We start from the raw sequence: 20,961 nt of genomic DNA on the forward strand, positions 1-20,961 counted from the left end.
CCGCGCGGCCGTTCGCCGCCGATCCGCCTGACCGGGCCCCGTGGGGCCGACGAGGAGAAGCGAATGTCCCGGCGCGATGAGCTCGTCCAGGCGTTACGCGCCCGCCTGGAGCACGTGATCGCCGCGGAGGACCTCTCCCTCGCGCTGGACCCCGTCGTCGCCGCGGACGCGCGCGAGCTGGCCGAGATCCTGCGGGAGCCCGACGTGGAGGCCCTGTACCTGGTGGGCGCGGCGCACTGGCTGCGCCACCTCGCCCTGCCCGAGGGCGCGGACCAGGAGGACCTGGACAAGGCGCTGGTCATGCTCACGCCGTGCCTGGTCTTCGGCGTTCCCGACCTGCCCGAGGAGCTGCTGCCGGTGCTGGCCGAGCGCGCCGTCCCCATGGTGACGTCGCTCATCCGGGAAAGGGTGCTCGTCGCGGCGGACCCGGAGGCGATGGACGCCGCCGTCGCCGTGTGGCGCCGCATCGTGGACGCCACCCCCGCCGGCCACCCCCGCCGTCCGTCGTACCTGGCCGCCCTGGGCGACACGCTGCGGATGCGCTACGAGCGCACCGGGTCGGCCGACGACCTGGAGGAGGCGGTGGAGATCTGCAGGGAGGCGGCGCGGGGCCTTCCTCCCGGGGTCCCCGAGCATCCGCTGAACCTGAGCACCCTGGGCGTCGCGCTCCAGGCCCGGTACGGCCGCACGGGAGCGCGCGCCGACCTGGACTCCGCGATCGACATCTGCCGCCGCACGGTGGAGGCCGTCCCCGCCGATCACGCGGACCGGTCTCTTTTCCTGTCCAACCTCGGCAACGCGCTCGGCCTCCGGTACGGCGCGGCCGGCGACCCCGCGGACTTGGACGCCGCCGTCGAGGCCGGGCGCCAGGCGGTGGAGAGCTGCCCCGCCGATCATCCGAGCCTCGCCATGTGCCTGTCCAACCTGGCCAACCTGCTGCTCGGCCGCTTCGCCCGCACCGGCGCGACCGGCGACGTGGAGCAGGCGATCGCCGCCGTGCGCCGGGCGGTGGACGCCACCCCCGCCGACCACCCCAACAGGGGCACCTACCTCACCAACCTGAGCGGCGCGCTGTGGGGCCGGTTCGGGCGCACCGGGGACGACGCCGACCTGGAGGCCGCCACCGAGGCCGCGCGCGCCGCGGTCGAGGCGGCCCCGCCCGGCAGCCCGCTGCGCGGCGTGAGCCTGTTCGGCCTCGGCAACGCGCTGTGGAGCCGGTACGAGCGCAACGGGGACGAGGCGGACCTCGACGAGGCGGTGGCCGCCCTGGACGAGGGCGTGCGCGCCTCGGCGGACGGCGGCCCGTTCGCCGCCGCCCACCTGTCGGGGCTGGGCAACGCGCTGCGCGCCAGGTACGAGAGGAAAGGCGTCCAGGCCGACCTGGACGCCGCGATCGACACCGGCCGGCGCGCCTACCACCTCTCCTCCGCCGAGGACCCCAACCGGGGAAGCTACCTGTCCAACCTCGGCAACGCCCTGCGCCTCCGGTTCGAACGCGCCGGGGACCTCGCCGACGGGGACGAGGCGGTGGCCGTCCTGCGGCGCGCGGTCGGCGCCACCCCCGGCGGCCACGCCGCGCTGCCGATGCACCTGGGCAACCTCGGCGGCGCGCTGCTGGTCAGGTTCGCGCGCACCGGCGCGCTCACCGACGTCGACGAGGCGGTCGCCGTCCTGGAACGCGCGGTGGCGACGACGTCCGGCGGCGACCCGAACCTGCCGATGTTCCTCGGCAACCTCGGCAGCGCCCTGTGGAGCCGGTACGAGCGGAGCGGGCAGCGGCGCGACGTCGACCAGGCCATCGCCGTCCTCACCCGGGCGCTGGAACTGGTGCCCGCCGGGCATCCGAACCTCGCCCTGTACCTGTCCAGCCTCGGCAACGGCCTGCGCATGCGGTACGTGCACACCGGAGCGGCGTCCGACCTGGACGAGGCGATCGCGGCGGGGCGGCGCGCCCTGGCGGAGACCCCCGCCGACCACCCTTACCTCGCCCGTTTCCTCGGCAATCTGGGCAGCGCCCTGTGGATCCGGTTCCAACGCTCCGGCGCCCAGGCCGACCTGGACGAGTCCATCGAGATCGGGCGCCGGGCCGTGGACGCCACCCCCGGCGACCACCCCGCGCTGGCGTTGTTCCTGTCCAACCTCGGCGGCAGCCTCCGGATCCGGTTCGAATGGTCCGGGGAACGCGCAGACCTGGACGAGGCCATCACGGCCGGGCGCCGGGCCGTGGACGCCACACCCGCAGGCCACCCGAACCGTCCGATGTACCTCTCCAACCTCAGCGTCTCCCTGCGGGGCCGCGCGGTGCGCACCCGGACGACGTCCGACCTGGACGAGGCCGTCGAGTTCGCCCGCCAGGCGGCCGAGGCCGCGCCCGGCGACCACCCCAACCGGCCCATCTACCTCACCAACCTCGGGATCACCCTCGTCGTCAGGTTCGAGGTGGGCGAGCGGCCCGCCGACCTGGACGCGGCCGTCGTGGCCGCCCGCCAGGCGGTCGCCTCCGCGCCCGCCGGCCACCCCAACCGGCCCATGTACCTGACCAACCTGGGCAGCGCGCTGCGGTCCCGCTTCACCCGCACCGGGAATCCGGCCGACGGGGACGAGGCCGTCCAGGTCGTCCGCCTGGCCGCCGAGACCGCGCCCGAGGGGCACACCAACCGCGTCCAGTGCCTGATCAACCTGGGCGCCACGCTGCGGGAACGGTTCCGCCGCGCCGGCGACCCCGCCGACCTGGACGAGGCGCTGTCGGCGTACGAGCGGGCGGCCCGCACCGTGACGGCCCCGCCCTCCGACCGCGTCCGGGCGGGCCGCGCGGGCGCGGAGCTGGTCGCGGCATCCCGGCCGGGGCGGGCGGCCGACCTGCTGGAGGAGGCGGTGCGGCTGCTGCCGGAGCTCGCGCCGCGGTACCTGGAGCGGTCCGACCAGCAGTACGCGCTGGGCAGGTTCGCCGGGCTCGCCGCCGACGCGGCGGCCCTCGCCCTGGCCGACCCGGACGCCCCCGCGGACCGGGCGGCGGCGCGGGCGCTGAGCCTGCTGGAATCGGCGCGCGCCGTCCTGCTCAGCCAGGCACTCAACACACGCAGCGACCTCACCGACCTGCGCGAACGCCGCCCCGACCTCGCCGGCGAGTTCGTCCGCCTCCGCGACCTCCTCGACCGGCCCCCGGCCGACCCCACCCCCGCCCCCATCCCCCCGGAAGGCGATGCCCTCGCGGAGGTCACCGTGATGGAGGACGGCGGCCTGGTGGAGCCGGTCACGTCGGACACAGCGGACCTGGTGGTCGTGCGGGACGGCGCGGGCCCCGTGGAGGCGGTCGTGGGGGGCGGAGGGGAACTCGGGGAGGCGAGCTTGTGGGAGCACGGGGGACGCGGGGAAGGGGCGGTGGCGCGGGCCTTCGCGCGGGCCGCTCGTGATCGTCGTCGTCTCACCGCCGAGTTCGCCGCCGTGCTGGAGGAGATCCGCGGCCTGGACGGCCTCGGGTCCTTCGCGCTGCCGCCCACCACCGAGGAACTCCTGGCCCAGGCCGAGGACGGGCCCGTGGTGGCGTTGAACGTCAGCGAGCACCGCAGCGACGCCCTCCTCCTCACCCGCGACGGGATCACCGCCCTGCCGCTGCCCGCCCTCACCCACGACACGGTGATCGACAGGGTCGTCGCCTTCCACCGGGCCCTGCGCGCCGTCACGGCCGGCGCGACACCGCCCGACCGGCGGGCCGAGGCGCAGACGACGCTGCGCGAGACCCTGGAATGGCTGTGGGAGGCCGCGGCCGAGCCGGTGCTGTCCGCGCTGGGGTACGACGCGGCCCCGGGCCCCGGCCGGAACTGGCCCCGGGTCTGGTGGGCGCCGGGAGGACTCCTGGGCCTGCTGCCCGTGCACGCCGCCGGCCACCACACCGACCCGCCCGGCCCCGGCCGCCGCACGGTGATGGACCGCGTCATCTCCTCCTACACCCCCACCATCACCGCCCTCCGCCACGCCCGCCGCCACACCCACCCCACCCCCTCCGGCTCCCCGGGCCGGGACGCACGGACGGGGTGGCCGGGCTGGGACCGTCAGGCTCAAGGCCCGGGACGGCCGTCGGAGCCGGGGTTCGCATTGATCGTGGCCATGCCGTCCACGCCGGGCCTGCCGGGACGGGGCGTCCTGCCGAACGTGCCCGCCGAGGTACGCCTGTTACAGGCACGCCTGCCACGGCCCGTGCTGCTGGCCGAGCCCGCACCCGGGCTGCCCGCCGAGGGGGTGGCGACCAAGGCCAACGTCCTCGCCCACCTGCCCGGCGCCGGCATCGCGCACTTCGCCTGCCACGGGCACGCCGACCCCGCGGATCCCTCGCAGAGCAGACTGCTCCTCCACGACCACGAGCAGGACCCGCTCAGCGTGGCGGGCCTCGCCCCGGTCGCGCTCGACCACGCCCGGCTGGCCTACCTGTCCGCGTGCGGCACCGCCGTGACCACGGTCGCCTCCCTGTCCGACGAGGCCATCCACCTGGCGTCGGCGTTCCAGCTCGCCGGGTTCCCGCACGTGATCGGAACCCTCTGGGAGATCAACGACCGGATCGCCGTCGAGATCACCGGCGCGTTCTACGCGGCCCTGGACGCCGGCGCGGGGGTCCTGGACACCGGGCTCGCCGCCCACGCGCTGCACCGTGCCGTCCGGACGGTCCGCGACAGGTTCCCCTCCGCCCCGTCTCTCTGGGCGGCCCACGTCCACGCCGGCGCCTGACCGCCGGGGTCACCCGCGCTTGAGCGGTCGCTCGTTCACCGCCGCGGACGGCCGCGCACGCGGTCTTTCGCGCGCAGGGGACACCGAGGGCGTTACGCACGCGGCAGAACTGGTAGGAAGGGTGTCGTGCCTGCCCTGAAACCTGCAGGCTGAAGGAGCTGACATGCACTTCGAGACAGACCCGCCGCCGGGCCTCACCCTCGTGTCCGAGGCACGGGACGCCGCGCTGGTCGTTCACCTGCGCGGCGAGCTGGACTTCACCGCCGCGCCACTGCTACGCGCCGGACTCGCCCCCGTGTGGGAATCCCCGCCTGGCATGCCATTCGTGCTGGACCTCGATCAGGTGACCTTCTGCGACTCCGTGGGGCTGAGCGAGCTGATCGCCACGCTGCGGCGCAGTCAGAGCACGGGCCGCACCTTCCTGCTCAGCGGCGTCCACGGCGGAGTCCTGCGGGTGCTCACGATCACCGGCCTGAACAACGTGTTCGACCTGCACGACAGCCTCGGGGACGCCCTGCGCCAGGTTCGCGCCTCCACCGTCCCGGACGACGCGCTGCCGGACGGCCCGCTCCCCTTCCCCATGGCCGCGGCCGTCCCTCCGGACACGCTGCCGGACGGCCCGCTCCCATCCCCCGTGGGCGCGGGCGTTGCCCCGGACGCCCCGGTCGCCGCGCCCGTGAGCGCGTCTTCTCCACCAGTCGCGCCCGCCCTGGACGTACGCCACGACTCGCCGCCCGTCGACCCGGCCGCCCCGGTCGCGTGAGCGACACCTGACGCGCCGCGGCGCTACATCAGGCGGCCGCCGCCGACCTCCAGCACGGCGCCCGTCATGTAACCGGCCAGGTCGGAGGCGAGGAACAGCACCGCGCCCGCCACCTCGTGGGGCTCGCCCGCGCGCCGCAGCGGGATGTCGGCCTCGCGGGCGGCGAAGACGTCGGGGGGCATCGCCGCGGTCATGGCGGTCCTGATCAGCCCGGGCTGCACGGCGTTGACGCGCACCCCGCGCGGGCCCAGCTCCTTGGCGGCGGCCTTGGTGAGCCCGACGATGCCCGCCTTGGCGGCGCTGTAGTTCGTCTGCCCGAAGTTGCCGGACTTCCCGGACAGCGATGAGATGTTGACGATCGACCCCGATCGCGCCTCGCGCATCACCTTCGCCGCCGCCCGCACCCCCAGCCACGTCCCCTTCAGATGGACGTCGACGACGGCCTCGAAATCGTCGACGGTCATCTTCCCCAGGGTGGCGTCCCGCGTGATCCCGGCGTTGTTGACCATGATGTCGAGCCCGCCGAACCGCTCCACCGCGTGCGCGACGGCCCCCTCGACGGCCTCTTCGTCGGTGACGTCGCAGGCCAGCGGCACGACCTCGGGCCCGGCGCCGTGCCCGGCCTCCCGGGCCGCCGCCTCCGCGAGCGCCGGGTCCCGGTCGCTCACCACGACGCGCGCCCCGTGCTCGCGGAGCAGCCGTGCGATGGCCAGCCCGATCCCCTGTCCGGCTCCCGTCACCAGCGCCACCCGCCCGGTCACCAGCCCGCCCTCGCCCACGTGCCACCCGCCTTCTGAAACCGCCGAAAGAACACTCAAGGGTATTCAGAGGGCGGTCACCGCCGAGCGCGCGGGTTCCCCGAGGGGTACGCGCTACAGGCGGACCTCGTACTCCGGGGAGCGGCGGCGGCCCGGATGCCCGGGCTCCGCGGCGGGCTCGACCTTGCGGATGTAGCCCGCGGCCTCCAGCAGGTCGAGGGCGGGGACCATCGCCGCGACGGTCTTGAACCGCCGGGCCAGGCGGCGGAAGACGTCACGGCGGCGGAACCGCTCCTCGCCCATCCTGCGTACACACTCCAGCACGGCCCGGGCGTCGTCCGGCAGGGACTCGTCGGGACGGGGCTGCGGGGTGACAGGGCTGATCTGCATCCGCGAGGCGCTCTCGTTCCTGACACGGGAGATCTCCAGGATCAGATCGTCCAGGTCGACGAGCATGCGCGTGGCCGCACGGAAACGCTCAAAGTCATCCTGGATCAACAGCAGCCGCTGCGTTTCCTCTCGCATGGCTGAATAATGTCATTTTTGGCATTTCTGTCAACACCCAACCCAAGAGCCGCGCCTGTCACGTCCGGGAAGGCTCGGCGCCCGTGAGGGCGTAGACAAGGGCGCGGTCCAGGTCGAGTTCGCGTCCTCGGGTGACGGCGTCCCGGTACGTGCGCTCCCCCAGGGCGTCCATCGCCCGTGCCTCGGTTCGCTCGGTGATGCCGTTCGGGAGGGCGCGGCCGATCCGGAGCCCGAAGGCGTCCTCGACCAGGTCGCCGACGCCGAGGAGCCGCGCCGCGCGCTCCATGTCGCCGAGCCCGGCCGCCGCGCCGGCGAGGCTCCTGACGACGGCCGCGATGCCGAGGCTGTCGTGCAGCGCACGCTTGTCGCGCAGCGACGCGCGGCCGAACCGCTCGGCCGCGTGCGGGTCTCCCCGGTCCAGCTCGATGAGGCTGCGCACCCAGTCGCCCGTGGACCGCAGCCAGATGTCACCGTACGCGTCGCACAGCGCCCGCTGCCCGCGCAGGCATGCCAGCGCCTGCTCGTACCTGCCGAGGCGGCGCAGCACGTACGCCTCGCCGGCCAGCGCCACCGCCACCCCGGCGCCATGGTCGCCGCCCTCCTCGTGCGCGCGCCGCGCCCGCTCGTACATCGGCAGCACCTCGGTGACGTACCCCCAGTGCAGACCGGTGTTGGCGCAGCAGATCGTGCCCCACCCCGCCGCCTCACGGTCCCGTCGCGAGAACGCCTGGGAGAGGCACTCGGTGGCGAGGTCGTTGGCCTCGTCCAGGTCGCCCTGGAAGTCGGCGAGCCAGGCGCACACCCACAGCGCCCGCGACCGGCCCGCGGACGGCGCGTGGCTGAGGGCGAGCGCGCGGCGCAGGTGGTGGCGGCCCTCGGCGATGAAGCCGCACGCCATCCAGAAGTACGCGAGCCGCCCGGCCAGCTCCAGGCCGACGGGGTGCTCGGCCTGCTCGGAATGGCAGAGGTCGAGCGCCGAGCGCAGGTTCGGCAGCTCGCGCCGCATGCGGGCGTACCAGGCGACCTGGTCGGGGCCGAACCACGCGGCGTCGAAGCGTCGCGCGAGGTCCAGGTAGTGGTCGCGGTGACGGCGGCGCACGAGGTCCCGCTCGCCGAGCTCGCGCAGCCAGTCGGCGCCGTAGTCGCGCACGGTGCCCAGCATTCGGAAACGGGCGGCCGCGCCGGCGCCGTCACGGCGCAGAATCGACTTGTCGGCCAGCGCGCGCAGCAACTCCGGCACCTGGCCCGGGTACAGGCCCGTGGCGCCGCCGGGGTCGGCGCACACCGCCTGCGCGGCCTCCAGGTCGAAGTCCCCCGCGAAGACCGACAGCCTGGCCCAGAGCAGGCGCTCCAGCGGCTCGCACAGCTCGTGACTCCAGCCGATGGCCGTGCGCATCGTGCGGTGCCGGGGCTGGCCGCCACGGTCGCCGTCCAGCAGCAGGCCGAAACGGTCGTCGATGCGCCCCATGATCTGCTCGACGGACAACGTCCGCAACCGAACGGCCGCAAGCTCGATCGCCAGCGGAATGCCGTCCAACCGCTCACAGATCACCGCGACTTCAGGCGTAGCCACGAACCCCGGCACCACCCGCCCCGCCCTCTCCACGAACAACGCCACCGCCCCACCACTCCCCAACCCCTCGTCCGCGAACGCACCGTCTACGTTTCGACGGTCCACGTTCCCGTCGCCCACGCTTGCGCCATCCACGTTCGCGTTCTTAGCGGTTGCGCCGTTCACAGGTACGCGGTTCACACGTACGCCGTCGGCAGGCGCGCCATCGGCGGGTGCGCCATTCGGGGGCGTGCTGCCGGCGGGTGTGGGGTTCCAAGTTGTGGGGACGGCTCCAGTTGGGCGGGGGTCGATGGGCAGCGGACTGGGCTCGACGGGTAAGGGGGCGACGGGTAGCGGGCTGGGCTCGATGGGTAAGGGGACTACCTCATAGCACGTTTCGCCGGGCATGCCGAGGACGCGCCTGCTCGTTACCAGGGCGCGCAGGCCGGGTGCGGCCTCCAGCAAGGTGACGAGCATGGCCGCGCACTCCTCCGCCAAGTGCTCGCACGTGTCGAGGACGAGCAGTGCGTGCCGGCGTCCCAGGAACCCGGCGAGGACCTCCATCGGCGGACGCCCGGCCTGCTGCGCCACGCGCAGCACCGAGCAGACGGTGTGCCCGAGCAGCTCCGGCTCGCGCAGCGAGGACAGCTCGACGAACCACACCCCATCAGGGAACCGCGGCTGAACGGCCCGCGCGATCCGCAGAGCCATACGCGTCTTGCCGACCCCGCCGACGCCGGTCAGCGTGACGACCCGCCCCCGTTCCAGCAGTCGGATCACCCGGCCGACTTCGCCCCGCCGCCCGACGAAACTGGTGGTCTCCGCGGGAACATCGCCCGCCTTCGTCCAAGCAGGCACCCCACTCGCCGCCCAACGTCGCCTCGCCTCCAGCTGGCCCCGCAATCGTAAATCACCTCCGCCGATCTGGAAAGATCACCAGAAATCCGGCCGTGCAACGTCAAATCAGATAACCGCCCGGCCGTAGCGCCCCATATCGGCCGTCCGCGATCGGCGCCCTCTGTACGGTCTTCCTGGGGCACGCCACAATCGCCCCGTGAACCGTTCCCGCGCATCGACGGCCATGCGCATCGCCGTTCTTTCCGTCGGGCTCGCGCTGATCGCATTAGCCGTGTACTTCATCGCGATAGGTCTGGATAAGGCCGACAAACTAGCCAGCGTCCTGAGCGCTTTGACCGGCCTCACCGGCTTGGCCCTCTCCTGGTACGCCACCATGCGCCCGAGCCGCTCCCAGCCGGCCTGCCCCCCGGACAACGAACCCCCACCCGCCCAAGCCCCGCCCGCCACACGCGAAGACGGCGTCCACAACGTCATCAGCGGCTCAGTCCACGGCCCCGTAATCCAGGGCCGCGACTTCACCGGCCCCCTGACCCTCGGCCCCCACCCTCCGCCTCCGCCCCACGACGACACGCCGCCCCGCTAGCGCCCGAGGGCATGGCATGGTCCGCCCTGCCATGCCGCGAACGCTCAGCAGGCCCTGCCGTCGTTGTCCAGCCCCTCCAGCCGTATGTGGATGTCCCCGGCCTCGGGGAAGGCCGAGCCGCGTCAGCAGGTGGACAACGTGACGCCGACGCTATTGAGGATGTCGGCCTGATTTCTACGGTCGTCGACCTTCACGCACGGAGACGGCCCCGGTTCGTGACCGTGGACGGGCACGTGCGCGTCACCTTGGGGTGAACAAGCCCTAGTCGGGGGTCGGGGTGGTGGCCTCGGCGTGGCGTTGGCGGAGGCGGGTTCGGATTTGGTCGGGGGTGTAGGCGCGGCGGCGGCGTTCGGCGCGGGCTACCACCACGCCGGTCGCGGCGACGCCTGCGAAAGCGGCCAACCCCAGTACTTTCCACCAGCGCATGTCCCTAGGCTACTGGGATGATCCACAGTGGCGGCATCGAACTCGACGAGGCGCTGGAGCTGACGCGTACCGGGGACGTGTGGCTGTTCCGGGGACGGTCGGCGCCGGACCGTGCCATCCAGATGACGACGAACAGTCCCGTGAACCATGTCGGCATGTCCGTGGTGATCGAGGACCTGCCGCCGCTGATGTGGCACGCCGAGCTGGGCAGGTCGTTGCCGGACATGTGGACGGGCACCCATCAGCGCGGGGTGCAGTTGCACGACCTGCGGGACGCGGTGGTCGTGTGGGCCCGGCGGTACGGACAGCGGGCGTGGCTGCGACAGCTCGACGCGGCGGTCACCCGGGAGATGGAGGACGCGCTGCTGCGCACCATCGCGCGCCTGGACGGGACGCCGTTCCCCTCGACGGCGGGCCTGGCCGGCCGATGGCTGCGCGGCCGCCTCCCGCTCGTCCACGGGAGGGGGAGAAAGGCGGACGACAGGGAGGAGTCGGGTAGTAGGGGGGACGCCGCCAGCAGCGGGGAAGTGGGTAACCGGCGGACCGCTTGGCACGAGTGGACCGCCAGAACTGCACGGGTCGCACGGGTCGCACGGGTCGTGGGAAACCGAGGAGCCGACGGGAACGCGGGGCAATCGGGGAGTGCGGCGCTGGAGACGGCTTACTGTGCGGAGGTGGTGGCCGCGACTTATGAGGCGATGGGGCTTCTGCCGGGTGGGCGCAGGCTCAACTGGTATGACCCGGGGCGGTTCTGGAGCGGGGACGAGTTGGTCTTGTCGGGCGGGGCGCGGCTGGGCGGGGAGATCCCAGTACGGATTCCTCCGGAGGCCCGGCCGTCCACGCGGTAGGAGGGCCCCGGGCTGAGTGACACGCGGCCCTGAGTGACGCGCGGCTCTCAGGTCATCGGGGGTGGGCGGCGGAAGGCGCAGTGGGGACGGACCGCCAGGGTCGGAGGGATTCGGAGGGGTCCGGAGGGGGTCAGAGGGCGAAGGCGTGCCGCGGCGGTGGGGCGGTTGGGCAGCGGGGGTGCTTTTCGGCGGGGGCGGGGCGTGTCGCGGCGGTGGGGGCGGTTGCGGCAGCCGGGGGTGCTTGGCAGCGCAGGGGCGGCTGCTGTTAGAGGGTGGGATCTCCGTTTATGCCGTCGAAGAAGACGTAGGCATTTGAGTTCGCGCCTATGAGTGGGATCGGGGTGCCTGAGTTTTTGTCAGGCCGGAAAGCGGGATCACTGTCGTCAGTTGATCATTGGGAGAGGCGGCAGGTCGGCAGCGACACCGGATGCCGATGTCTCGAAGTGGACGGCACGGATTCTTTCTGGAAATTTCTGTAAGGCATTGTGAAGATCCGGGGTTGTGAGTAGCTTCCGGGCAACGTCCGCGAATCACTCCGACCTGTGGAGGTCCTGGTGGTCCGGCCCCTCCCCCCGCACCCCGTGAGAGCGCCGTCCATGCCTCGGAGCCGCCGCGTGGCCGTGCTCCTCGCCGTGGCCCTGTGCGCGCCGCTCGCCGCCGTGTCGGCTCTCTCCCCCGCCTCCGCCTCGGCCGCGCCCCCTGCCCGCCCGGCCGTGAGCGCCATCCGCACCGGCGCGGGCGCGGTCGCGGCCGCCACTGGCGAGGTCGTGTCGTCGGCGTCGCCGGCCGGGGCGCCGTTGGTGTCGCCGCTCAGCCGGGGGGCCGGGCGGGGCGACGAGGGGCTTGCGCGGGATGCGGTGCGGGGGGATCTGACGCGGGAGCGGTTCTACTTCGCGATGACTGATCGCTTTGCCAATGGCGATCCCGGCAACGACCGGGGCGGGCGGGACGGGGGGCGGCTCGTCAGCGGGTTCGATCCGACGGACAAGGGGTTCTATCAGGGGGGTGACCTGGCGGGGCTGATCGGGAAGCTCGACTACATCAAGGGGCTCGGCAGCACGGCGTTGTGGCTGACGCCTGTGTTCGCCAACAGGGCCGTGCAAGGCTCGGGTGCGGACGCCTCCGCCGGGTACCACGGGTACTGGATCACCGACTTCACCTCCATCGACCCGCACCTCGGTACGAACGCGCAGATGAGGCGGCTGGTCCGTGAGGCGCACCGGCGCGGGATGAAGGTCTTCTTCGACGTCATCACCAACCACACCGCCGACGTCGTGGACTACGAGGAGAAGACCTACGCCTACCGCTCCAAGGGCGCGTATCCGTACGTCGACGCCGACGGCAAGGTGTTCGACGACCGCGCCTACGCGGCCGGCGGCACGTTCCCGAAGGTGACCGCGGACTCGTTCCCGTACACCCCGGTCGCCCTGGCGGGCGTCAAGAAGCCGGCCTGGCTGAACGACCCGACGATGTACCACAACCGCGGCGATTCGACGTTCAGTGGCGGCGAGACCGACGAGTACGGCGACTTCGCGGGCCTGGACGACCTGTGGACCGAACGGCCCGAGGTCGTGCGGGGCATGATCGACATCTACCGTACGTGGGTGCGCGAGGCCGGGGTGGACGGCTTCAGGATCGACACGGCCAAGCACGTGAACATGGAGTTCTGGGAGCGGTTCACCCCGGCCCTGCACGGCTACGCCGCCCGGCTCGGCGACGAGCGCTTCTTCATGTTCGGCGAGGTGTACTCCGGCGACCCGGCGGTGACCAGCAGGTACTCCACGCGCGGCGGCATGGACGCCACGCTGGACTTCCCGTTCCAGGAGGCCGCCCGCTCGTTCGCCGGCGGCACGGCCGGGGCGGACCGGCTGGCCCGCCTGTACGCGGGCGACGACTACCACACGAGCGCCCGCGACGACGCGGCGTCGCTGCCGACGTTCCTCGGCAACCACGACATGGGCCGGATCGGCAGGTTCGTCGCCCAGGACGCGCCGGGCGCCTCGGACGCCGAGCTGCTGAGGCGCGACCTGTTCGCGCACGAGCTGATGTACCTCACCCGGGGCCAGCCGGTCGTCTACTACGGCGACGAGCAGGGCTTCACGGGCAAGGGCGGCGACAAGGACGCCCGCCAGACCATGTTCGCCTCGCGCACGCCGAGCTATCTGACCGACGACCTGATCGGCACGGACGCCACGCACGCCCAGGACAACTTCGTCCCCTCCCACCCGCTCTACCGGGGCATCGCGGCGCTGGCGCGGCTGCGCGACGCCCATCCCGCGCTCGCGGACGGCGCGCAGGTCGAGCGGCTGGCCTCGGGCGGCCTGTACGCCTTCAGCCGCGTCGGCGCCAAGGAGCGGGTCGAGTACGTGGTCGCGGTCAACAACGCCCGCACCCCGGCCACCGCGGACGTCCCGACGTACTCGCCGGGCATGGACTTCGCCCGCGTGTACGGCACGGCCGCCGCGCGCCTGACCTCGGCGGCCGACCGCACGCTGCGCCTGACCGTGCCGCCGCTGTCGGCGGTGGTCTACCGGGCCGCCGCGGCGCTCGCCGTCCCGGCGTCCGGGCCCGCGGTGTCGGTCGCGTTGCCGGGCGCCGAAGTCCGGGGCACGCCCGGCGAGCCGAGGATCCCGGTGACGGCCACCGTCCCGGGCACCGGCTTCGACCAGGTGACGTTCGCCGTACGGGCGGGGGACGGCGCGTGGACGGTGCTCGGCACCGACGACGCTCCCACGACGAACGGGACGGCCCGGACCTTCCGCGTGTTCCACGACCTGACCGGCATCGCGCCGGGGACGAAGCTGACCTACAAGGCCGTCGTCAAGGACTCGGCGGGCCGGTACGCCTCGGCCGCCGTGACCGTCACCGTCGCCGCGCCGCCCGATCCCGGGGGGCCGGGGCCGGTGCGACGGGACTGGCTGGTCGTCCACTACAAGCGGGCTGATCACGACGGCTGGGGCCTGCACGTCTGGGGCGACGTCGAGCGGCCCACCGACTGGGGCTCCCCCGTGCCGTTCGCCGGGGAGGACGCCTACGGCCGTTTCGCCTGGATCAGGCTCAAGCCGGGCGCGACCGGCGTCGGGATCATCGCCCACAAGGGGGACGAGAAGGACGGCGGCGACCGGCTGGTGGACCCGCGCCGGACCGGGGAGGTGTGGCTGGCCGAGGGCCGGCCGGAGACGTACGGCTCGCGGGCCGCCGCCCAGGGGTACGCCACCGTCCACTACCGGCGCCCGGACGGGGACCACGGCGGCTGGGGCCTGCACCTGTGGGGCGACGGCCTGGCCGGCGGCACGGCCACCGACTGGGCGAACCCGCGCCCGCCGGACGGCGCGGACTCCTACGGCGCGTTCTGGAGGGTGCCGCTCAAGGACGCCGCGGCGCCGCTGAACTTCATCGTGCACAAGGGGGACGCCAAGGACCCCGGCCCGGACCAGGCGTTCACACCCGCCGCCCGCGCGGATGCGTACGTGAACTCGGGCGACGCCCGGGCGCACCCGACGCGGGCCGCGGCCGAGAACGTCGCGATCCTGCATTATCGCCGCCCGGACGGGAACCACGACGGCTGGGGGCTGCACGTGTGGACCGGAGCCGCGGCCCCCACCGAATGGGCGGCGCCGCTGGCGCCGGCCGGGGCCGACGGCTTCGGCGTGTACTTCAGGGTGCCGCTGGCGGAGGGGGCGACGAGCCTGAGCTATATCTTCCACAAGGGCGACGAGAAGGACCTGCCGTCCGACCGGTCAGTGGACCTGGCCGCGACCGGCCACGAGGTGTGGCGGCTGGCGGGCGCCGAGGGCGACCTGCTGCCCCAGCCCGCGGCGCCGGGCGCCGACGCCGACCTGTCCAAGGCACGGGCCCACTGGATCGACCGGGACACCCTCGCCTGGGACGTCACCCCTTCGGCGTCCTCGCGCTACTCGGTGGCCTTCTCCGCGCAGGGCGACCTGGCGTACGACCAGGGCGAGCTGCGGGGGGACGCCCACCTCATCCGCCTGGCGCCCGGCGAGCTGACCGCGGCGCAGCAGGCCGCCCGGCCGCACCTGGCGGCGTACGCGGCGCTCAAGGTGGACCCCCGTGACGCGGATCTGGTCCCCGGGGCGCTGCGCGGCCAGGTCGTGGCGGTGGAGCGGGACACCTCGGGCGCGCTGCGCGCCGCGACGGGCGTGCAGATCCCCGGCGTGCTCGACGACCTGTACGCCCGGGCGGTGTCCGCCCCGCTGGGCCCGGTCTGGTCCTCGGGGTCGCCGACGGTGTCGGTGTGGGCGCCGACCGCGCGGAAGGTCGAGCTGGCGCTGTACACCGGCCCGGCGGGCGGCGCGCGCACCGTGCACGCGATGCGCCGCGACGACGCCACCGGCGTGTGGTCGGCGCGGGGCACGCCCGCCTGGAAGGACCGCTACTACACCTTCCTGGTCACGGTGTACGCGCCCGCGGCGGGCGGGGTCGTCACCAACGAGGTCACCGACCCCTACGGCCTGGCGCTGGCGGCCGACTCGGCGCGCGGCCGGCTCGTGGACCTGTCGGACCGCTCGCTGCGCCCGGACGGCTGGGCGGACCTGCGCAAACCTCCGGCCACCGACCGGCCGTCGATCTACGAGCTGCACGTGCGGGACTTCTCGGCCTCCGACGCGACCGTCCCGGCGGCCGAGCGCGGCACCTACGCGGCGTTCACCCGTGACTCGGCCGGCACGCGGGCGCTGCGGGCGCTGGCCGCCGACGGGCTGACGCACGTGCACCTGCTGCCGGCCTTCGACTTCGGCAGCGTGCCGGAGCGCAGGGCGGACCGGACCGAGCCGTCCTGCGACCTCGCCGCGCTGCCGCCCGACTCCGACCGGCAGCAGGCGTGCGTGGCGGCCACCGCGGCCACGGACTCCTTCAACTGGGGGTACGACCCGGTCCACTACACGGTCCCGGAGGGGTCCTACGCCACCGATCCGGACGGGTCGCGGCGCGTGGTGGAGTTCCGCGCCATGGTCGCCGCGCTGAACGGGGCCGGGCTGCGCGTGGTCATGGACGTGGTCTACAACCACACCTACGCCGCCGGGCAGGACCCGAGGTCGGTGCTCGACAGGATCGTGCCCGGGTACTACCACCGGCTGCTGGCGGACGGCTCGGTGGCGACGTCCACGTGCTGCGCGAACACCGCGCCCGAGCACGCCATGATGGGCAGGCTCGTCGTCGACTCGGTGGTCACCTGGGCCAGGGAGTACAAGGTCGACGGGTTCCGGTTCGACCTCATGGGCCACCACCCGAAGGCGAACATCCTGGCGGTGCGGGCCGCGCTGGACCGGCTCACGCCCGCCCGCGACGGCGTGGACGGCAGGTCGGTCGTCCTGTACGGCGAGGGGTGGAACTTCGGCGAGGTCGCGGACGGCGCGCGGTTCGTCCAGGCCACGCAGGCGAACATGGCGGGCACCGGCGTGGGCACCTTCAACGACCGGCTGCGCGACGCCGTGCGGGGCGGCGGCCCGTTCGACGCCGACCCGCGCGTGCAGGGGTTCGCCTCGGGGCTCGCGGGGGCGCCCAACGGCTCCCCGGCGAACGGCACCGAGGAGCAGCGGCGGGCCCGCCTGCTCCACTACCAGGACCTGATCAAGGTGGGTCTGGCGGGGAACCTGCGCGACTACCGGTTCACCGCGTCCTCGGGCGCGGAGGTCACCGGCGCGCAGGTGGACTACAACGGCGCGCCCGCCGGGTACACCGCGGCGCCCGGCGAGGCCGTGACCTACGCCGACGCCCACGACAACGAGACCCTGTTCGACGCGCTGGCCTACAAGCTCCCGCCGGACACGCCGATGGCGGACCGGGTGCGCATGCAGTCGGTGGCGCTGGCCTCGGTGCTGCTGTCGCAGGGCGTCGCGTTCCTGCATGCGGGCAGCGAGCGGTTGCGGTCCAAGTCGCTGGACCGCAACTCCTACGACTCCGGCGACTGGTTCAACCGGCTGCTGTGGGACTGCGCGGCGGGCAACGGCTTCGGGTCGGGGCTGCCGCCCGCGGCCGACAACGCGGCCACGTGGCCGTACGCCGGGCCGCTGCTCGCCGACCCCGCGCTCAGGCCGGACTGCGCGGACATCGGCGCGGCGCGGGCCCGTGCGGGCGAGCTGCTGCGGATCCGCTCCTCCTCCCCGGCCTTCGCGCTCGGCTCGCGCGAGGACGTGCAGCGGCGGCTGTCGTTCCCGCTGAGCGGCGCGAACGAGACGCCGGGCGTCATCACCATGCACCTGGACACGGCGGGGCTGGACCCGCGCTGGGCGTCGATCACGGTGGTCTTCAACGCGACGCCGGACGAGCGGCGGCAGGTCGTGCCCGCCCTGAAGGGGGCGCGGGCGGCGCTGCACCCGGTGCAGGCCGCCTCGGACGACCCGGTGGTGGGACGGTCGGCCTTCGACCCGGCGACCGGCGCCCTGACCGTCCCCGCGCGGACCGTGGCGGTGTTCGTCCGCCCGTGACCCTCACAGGTCGAGGCGGGCGTAGAGGGGGGCGTGGTCGGAGTCGGCGGCGTCGCGGCGGGCCGTCGGGTCCTCGGAGATCGACGGCAGGCCGTGGGAGACGACGGAGCGCATCTCCGCGACGCGCTCGATGAGGGCCCGGCTGACCAGGATGTGGTCGATGAGCTCCCCCTTGCCTTGGTGGATCCGCGAGTAGCGGTCGGCCGCGGGCTCGATGCGCGTGGCGAGGTTCCACAGGCGCCAGGCGTCGCCCTTGTCGGGGCGCAGGGCCCCGGGCGTGCCGAGCTCCGATCCCGGGGGGCCCAGCACGATCTGGGTGGTGGCGGCCTGCGGCTCGTCGTTGAAGTCGCCGAGCACGACGAGCGGGCGCCGCCGCCCCTGGCCGTCGAGCAGAGCGTCGGCGAGACCGCGCAGCGTGGTGGCCTCGGCGGCGCGCCGGTAGAGGGCGTAGGCGCCGAACCGGGCGCGCTCGCCCTCGTCGCGGGCGGCGAACCTGCCGCCGGGGAAGCTGAGCAGCTTGGACTTCAGGTGGCAGACGGCGACCGACAGCGTCGTGCCCGGGGTGGGCTCCACCTGGACGGCGAGCATGCCGCGGCTGGTCTGGGAGGTGCCGGGGCCGGTGTCGTCGTTCTGGACGGCGGCCAGGGGCGCGGCGAAGACGCTCACGTCCCGCTGGACGGTGAGCGGGAACCTGCTGATCACGCCGACGCGGATGCCGCGGGCGTCGGGGTGGCCGGACAGCGCGGTGTGCCATTCGCCGCCGAGCTCGGCGGTGAGGTCGTCCAGCGCCTCGGGGTCGCCGACCTCCTGGACGCCGAGCACGTCGGGCGCGAAGCCGGTGATCGTGGTGGCGAGCGCCTTGATCTTGGCCTGGTAGGAGGTGGTGTCGCCGGGGCCGAACTCACCTCCCGGGCGGTACAGGTTCTCCAGGTTCCACGTGCCGACGACGACCATGATCGCTCCCCACCCGCTGTCCCACCCCTGAGGCACGGGCCAGGCGCCGGCCGCGTCCCGCGGCTCAACTATGGGCCTCCGGGCCACGGTGCGCCACGGTTTCGCGGCGAATCGTGACGCGTGTCGCGGGCGATCCACCCCAACGCCCCGTCAACGGAGCATCAGCGAGATTCGACCTTTCCAATCCAGAGATCCGGTTTATCGACCTCAAAGACGGCAAAGGCCGAACTGTTAGGACAAATCGACCCTGGCGAGGAGACGCAATGCTCACGCTGACAGACACCGCCGCCAAGGTGATCCGAGACCTCAACGCCCAGTCGGAATCGACCGACAAGGGCATCCGCATCTCGTCCCAGGGCGACGACGCGGGCTCGCTGATGCTCTCCGTCGCCGAAGGGCCCGAGACGACCGACAAGGTCGTCGAGAGCGAGGGGGCGAAGGTCTACCTCGACCCGGTCGCCGCGTCCGTGCTCGACGACAAGGCTCTCGACGCCGACATCGACGACCAGGGCGGCATCTCCTTCCACGTGGAGGACCAGACGCCCTGATCCCGCACCGTGCGCGACCCACCTCCGGGCGCGCACGGCCTTCACCCGGCCGCCCGCCGCGCGGGCGCCGGCGTCTCAGGGCGCGGGATGAGCCCAGGTCAGCAGGCTCAGCCTCCGCCCTTTCTCCTGGACGACCTTGGGGGGCTCGCCGGTGAGGGCGAAGCCCGCCGCGCGGGCCACCCGCGCGCTGGCCTCGTTGTCCTTCTCGATCTCCAGGCAGACCCGCGAGAGCCCGGCCACGGTGTGCGCGAAGACGGCCATGACCCGGACCGCGCGCGCCGCCAGCCGCCGGCCGCGGTGGGCCGCGCCGACGACGTAACCGATGCTGGCCGTGCCCGCCGGCCAGCCCACCCGGCTCAGCAGGATCTCCCCCTTGGGCACGCCCCCGTCGGTGGTGATCGCCAGGTTCAGCCGTTCCCCTGCCGCGCGCGAGCGCCGCGCCGCCTCCAGGTACCGGCGGGCCGCCGCCAGGTCGAACGGGCTGGCCAGCGGCGTCCAGCGCGCCACGTCGGGGTCGTCGAACAGCTCCGCCATGGCGGGCAGGTCGCCGTCGGTCCACTCCCGCAGGACCAGCCCCTCCCCGCTCAGCCGGATCTCGACGGAGGGCGGGGAGGACGCGGCGGGCGTGCCGTACTCGATCGTCATGGGGGCCTCTCGACGGCGTGGGCCATGGCCGATGACCATGGAGGTGCGGGCGACCACAGGGTGCCAGACCGGCGCGCCGGCGTGGGGCCGGCAAGACCGATCTGCCGGTCATGCCGCCGTTCGAGGGGCGAAACGTCTCGCTGGACGGCCCGGAAGACGCCCGGAAGCGGCAAGCCGTGCCGGGAGGCCGGTCGGCGGCGAACGGGCCTCGGGGACGGGTGCGTCCTCCCGTCCCCGAGGGCTCAAGGTTCCGGCGCGCCCGCCTGCGGCGCACGCGTGCCCGATGGACCCGTCCGCCACCCTAGGACGGCGGCCACGCGGCGGCAATGATCCCGCAGGACACCACCCGGTCACGACCTCATCTCGACACGGGTGCCGCGCCACCCGCCGGCGGCCCGGGTCAGTCGAACAGGCCGGTCTCGCGCCCCTCGGCGTCGAGGGGGCCGGGGGCGCCCGCGAGGCGCGTGTAGTACTCGGCGGGGTAGACGGGGTGGCCGACGTTGTTGGACAGGGCGAAGTGGCCGCCGTTCACCATGATCTGGGTGCGGTGGGCGCGCAGGGCCGCGAGCTTGGCGTCGAACTGGGCGGCCACGTCGACGCGGGTCGTGATCTGCTCGTCGGGGACGCCGAAGCCGAAGTCCTCGACGGACTTCACCCGCGCGAACGGACCGGAGTCCACCGCGCCCTCCAGCAGCGACAGGGGCATGGCGGTGGCGTAGAAGCGCGAGGGCGTCCAGGGCTCGCCCTCGCCGAAGGACGGGTCGCCGGCCTTCTCGAAGGCCCGCCACGCCACCCGGTGGGCCTGGATGTGGTCGGGGTGGCCGTAGTAGCCGTTGTCGTCGTAGGTCACGATGACCTGCGGGCATACCTCGCGCACGATGCCGGCCAGCTCGGCGGCGGCCAGGTCGACGTCGGCCTGCCAGAAGCAGTCCGGGTCCTCGTTGGTGGGGGCGCCCATCATGCCCGAGTCGCGCCAGCGCCCGGCCCCGCCGAGGAAACGGTGGTCGGTGACGCCGAGGGCCGCGCACGCGCGGGCCAGCTCGCCGGCGCGGTACTCCCCGAGGCGGTCCTCGCGGTCGGCGGCGAGGTGGCGCAGCTCGGGCGGGATGACCTCGCCCTCCTCGCCGAGCGTGCACGTCACCAGGCAGACGTGGGCGCCCTCCGCCGCGTACTTGGCCATGGTCGCGCCGGTGCCGATCGTCTCGTCGTCTGGATGCGCGTGGACGAACAGGATGCGTCGTTCGGGCGGCATGCGGCCTGCCTTTCCTTCGGATGGCTGAATCCCGTGGGACGTGCCCGCCCAGAACCATACGCGCGTCGTGTCACGGTC

Annotated in this window: 13 protein-coding genes; 6 read left to right on the top strand and 7 right to left on the bottom strand. The window is 73.7% G+C overall.

Annotated elements, in window-relative coordinates; translation table 11 throughout:
* Positions 1 to 63 precede the first annotated feature (63 nt).
* Complete coding sequence (locus tag BJ982_RS33055) at positions 64 to 4,722, top strand: CHAT domain-containing tetratricopeptide repeat protein (protein ID WP_184886589.1); 4,659 nt, start codon at positions 64 to 66, stop codon at positions 4,720 to 4,722.
* A 163-nt stretch (positions 4,723 to 4,885) separates the two neighbouring features.
* On the top strand, positions 4,886 to 5,485 hold the full coding sequence (locus tag BJ982_RS33060) for an STAS domain-containing protein (protein ID WP_184886591.1): 600 nt from the start codon (positions 4,886 to 4,888) through the stop codon (positions 5,483 to 5,485).
* Positions 5,486 to 5,508: 23 nt separating this feature from the next.
* Here BJ982_RS33060 and fabG read toward each other — a convergent pair whose 3' ends face one another.
* From fabG to BJ982_RS33075, 3 genes are all read right to left on the bottom strand, one after another.
* Positions 5,509 to 6,264 carry a 3-oxoacyl-ACP reductase FabG gene (fabG, locus tag BJ982_RS33065; protein WP_184886593.1) on the bottom strand — a complete coding sequence of 252 codons (756 nt, stop codon included), beginning with the start codon at positions 6,262 to 6,264 and terminating at the stop codon, positions 5,509 to 5,511.
* 93 nt (positions 6,265 to 6,357) lie between these two features.
* The gene (locus BJ982_RS33070) at positions 6,358 to 6,768 is read right to left on the bottom strand and encodes a hypothetical protein (RefSeq protein ID WP_184886595.1); all 411 of its coding nucleotides are present in this window, start codon (positions 6,766 to 6,768) and stop codon (positions 6,358 to 6,360) included.
* A gap of 58 nt (positions 6,769 to 6,826) precedes the next feature.
* On the bottom strand, positions 6,827 to 9,100 hold the full coding sequence (locus tag BJ982_RS33075; RefSeq protein WP_184886597.1) for a LuxR family transcriptional regulator: 2,274 nt from the start codon (positions 9,098 to 9,100) through the stop codon (positions 6,827 to 6,829).
* A 274-nt stretch (positions 9,101 to 9,374) separates the two neighbouring features.
* Between BJ982_RS33075 and BJ982_RS33080 the strand changes: the two genes are divergently transcribed.
* The gene (locus tag BJ982_RS33080) at positions 9,375 to 9,761 is read left to right on the top strand and encodes a hypothetical protein (RefSeq protein ID WP_184886599.1); all 387 of its coding nucleotides are present in this window, start codon (positions 9,375 to 9,377) and stop codon (positions 9,759 to 9,761) included.
* A gap of 261 nt (positions 9,762 to 10,022) precedes the next feature.
* On the opposite strand, the gene BJ982_RS33085 is transcribed toward BJ982_RS33080, so the two are convergent.
* A complete protein-coding gene (locus BJ982_RS33085) occupies positions 10,023 to 10,163 on the bottom strand; it encodes a hypothetical protein (RefSeq protein ID WP_184889981.1) in 141 nt (46 codons plus the stop codon).
* A gap of 41 nt (positions 10,164 to 10,204) precedes the next feature.
* Here BJ982_RS33085 and BJ982_RS39985 point away from each other — a divergent pair, with 41 nt between their 5' ends.
* Complete coding sequence (locus BJ982_RS39985) at positions 10,205 to 11,035, top strand: hypothetical protein (RefSeq protein WP_184886601.1); 831 nt, start codon at positions 10,205 to 10,207, stop codon at positions 11,033 to 11,035.
* Between the two features lie 614 nt (positions 11,036 to 11,649).
* Positions 11,650 to 17,484, top strand: coding sequence for a pullulanase-type alpha-1,6-glucosidase (gene pulA / locus BJ982_RS33095; protein WP_239122866.1), 5,835 nt, complete (start codon positions 11,650 to 11,652; stop codon positions 17,482 to 17,484).
* 3 nt (positions 17,485 to 17,487) lie between these two features.
* Here the strand turns inward: pulA and BJ982_RS33100 are convergent, their stop codons facing one another.
* The gene (locus BJ982_RS33100; protein ID WP_184886605.1) at positions 17,488 to 18,438 is read right to left on the bottom strand and encodes an endonuclease/exonuclease/phosphatase family protein; all 951 of its coding nucleotides are present in this window, start codon (positions 18,436 to 18,438) and stop codon (positions 17,488 to 17,490) included.
* Between the two features lie 263 nt (positions 18,439 to 18,701).
* Between BJ982_RS33100 and BJ982_RS33105 the strand changes: the two genes are divergently transcribed.
* Complete coding sequence (locus BJ982_RS33105) at positions 18,702 to 18,986, top strand: HesB/IscA family protein (RefSeq protein WP_184886607.1); 285 nt, start codon at positions 18,702 to 18,704, stop codon at positions 18,984 to 18,986.
* A gap of 75 nt (positions 18,987 to 19,061) precedes the next feature.
* On the opposite strand, the gene BJ982_RS33110 is transcribed toward BJ982_RS33105, so the two are convergent.
* Positions 19,062 to 19,631, bottom strand: coding sequence for a GNAT family N-acetyltransferase (locus tag BJ982_RS33110; RefSeq protein WP_184886609.1), 570 nt, complete (start codon positions 19,629 to 19,631; stop codon positions 19,062 to 19,064).
* A gap of 400 nt (positions 19,632 to 20,031) precedes the next feature.
* Positions 20,032 to 20,883: an N-acetyl-1-D-myo-inositol-2-amino-2-deoxy-alpha-D-glucopyranoside deacetylase gene (mshB, locus tag BJ982_RS33115; protein ID WP_184886611.1), complete on the bottom strand. Its 852-nt coding sequence runs from the start codon at positions 20,881 to 20,883 to the stop codon at positions 20,032 to 20,034.
* Positions 20,884 to 20,961 lie beyond the last annotated feature (78 nt).

Source organism: Sphaerisporangium siamense, from assembly GCF_014205275.1.
Taxonomy (GTDB): domain Bacteria; phylum Actinomycetota; class Actinomycetes; order Streptosporangiales; family Streptosporangiaceae; genus Sphaerisporangium; species Sphaerisporangium siamense.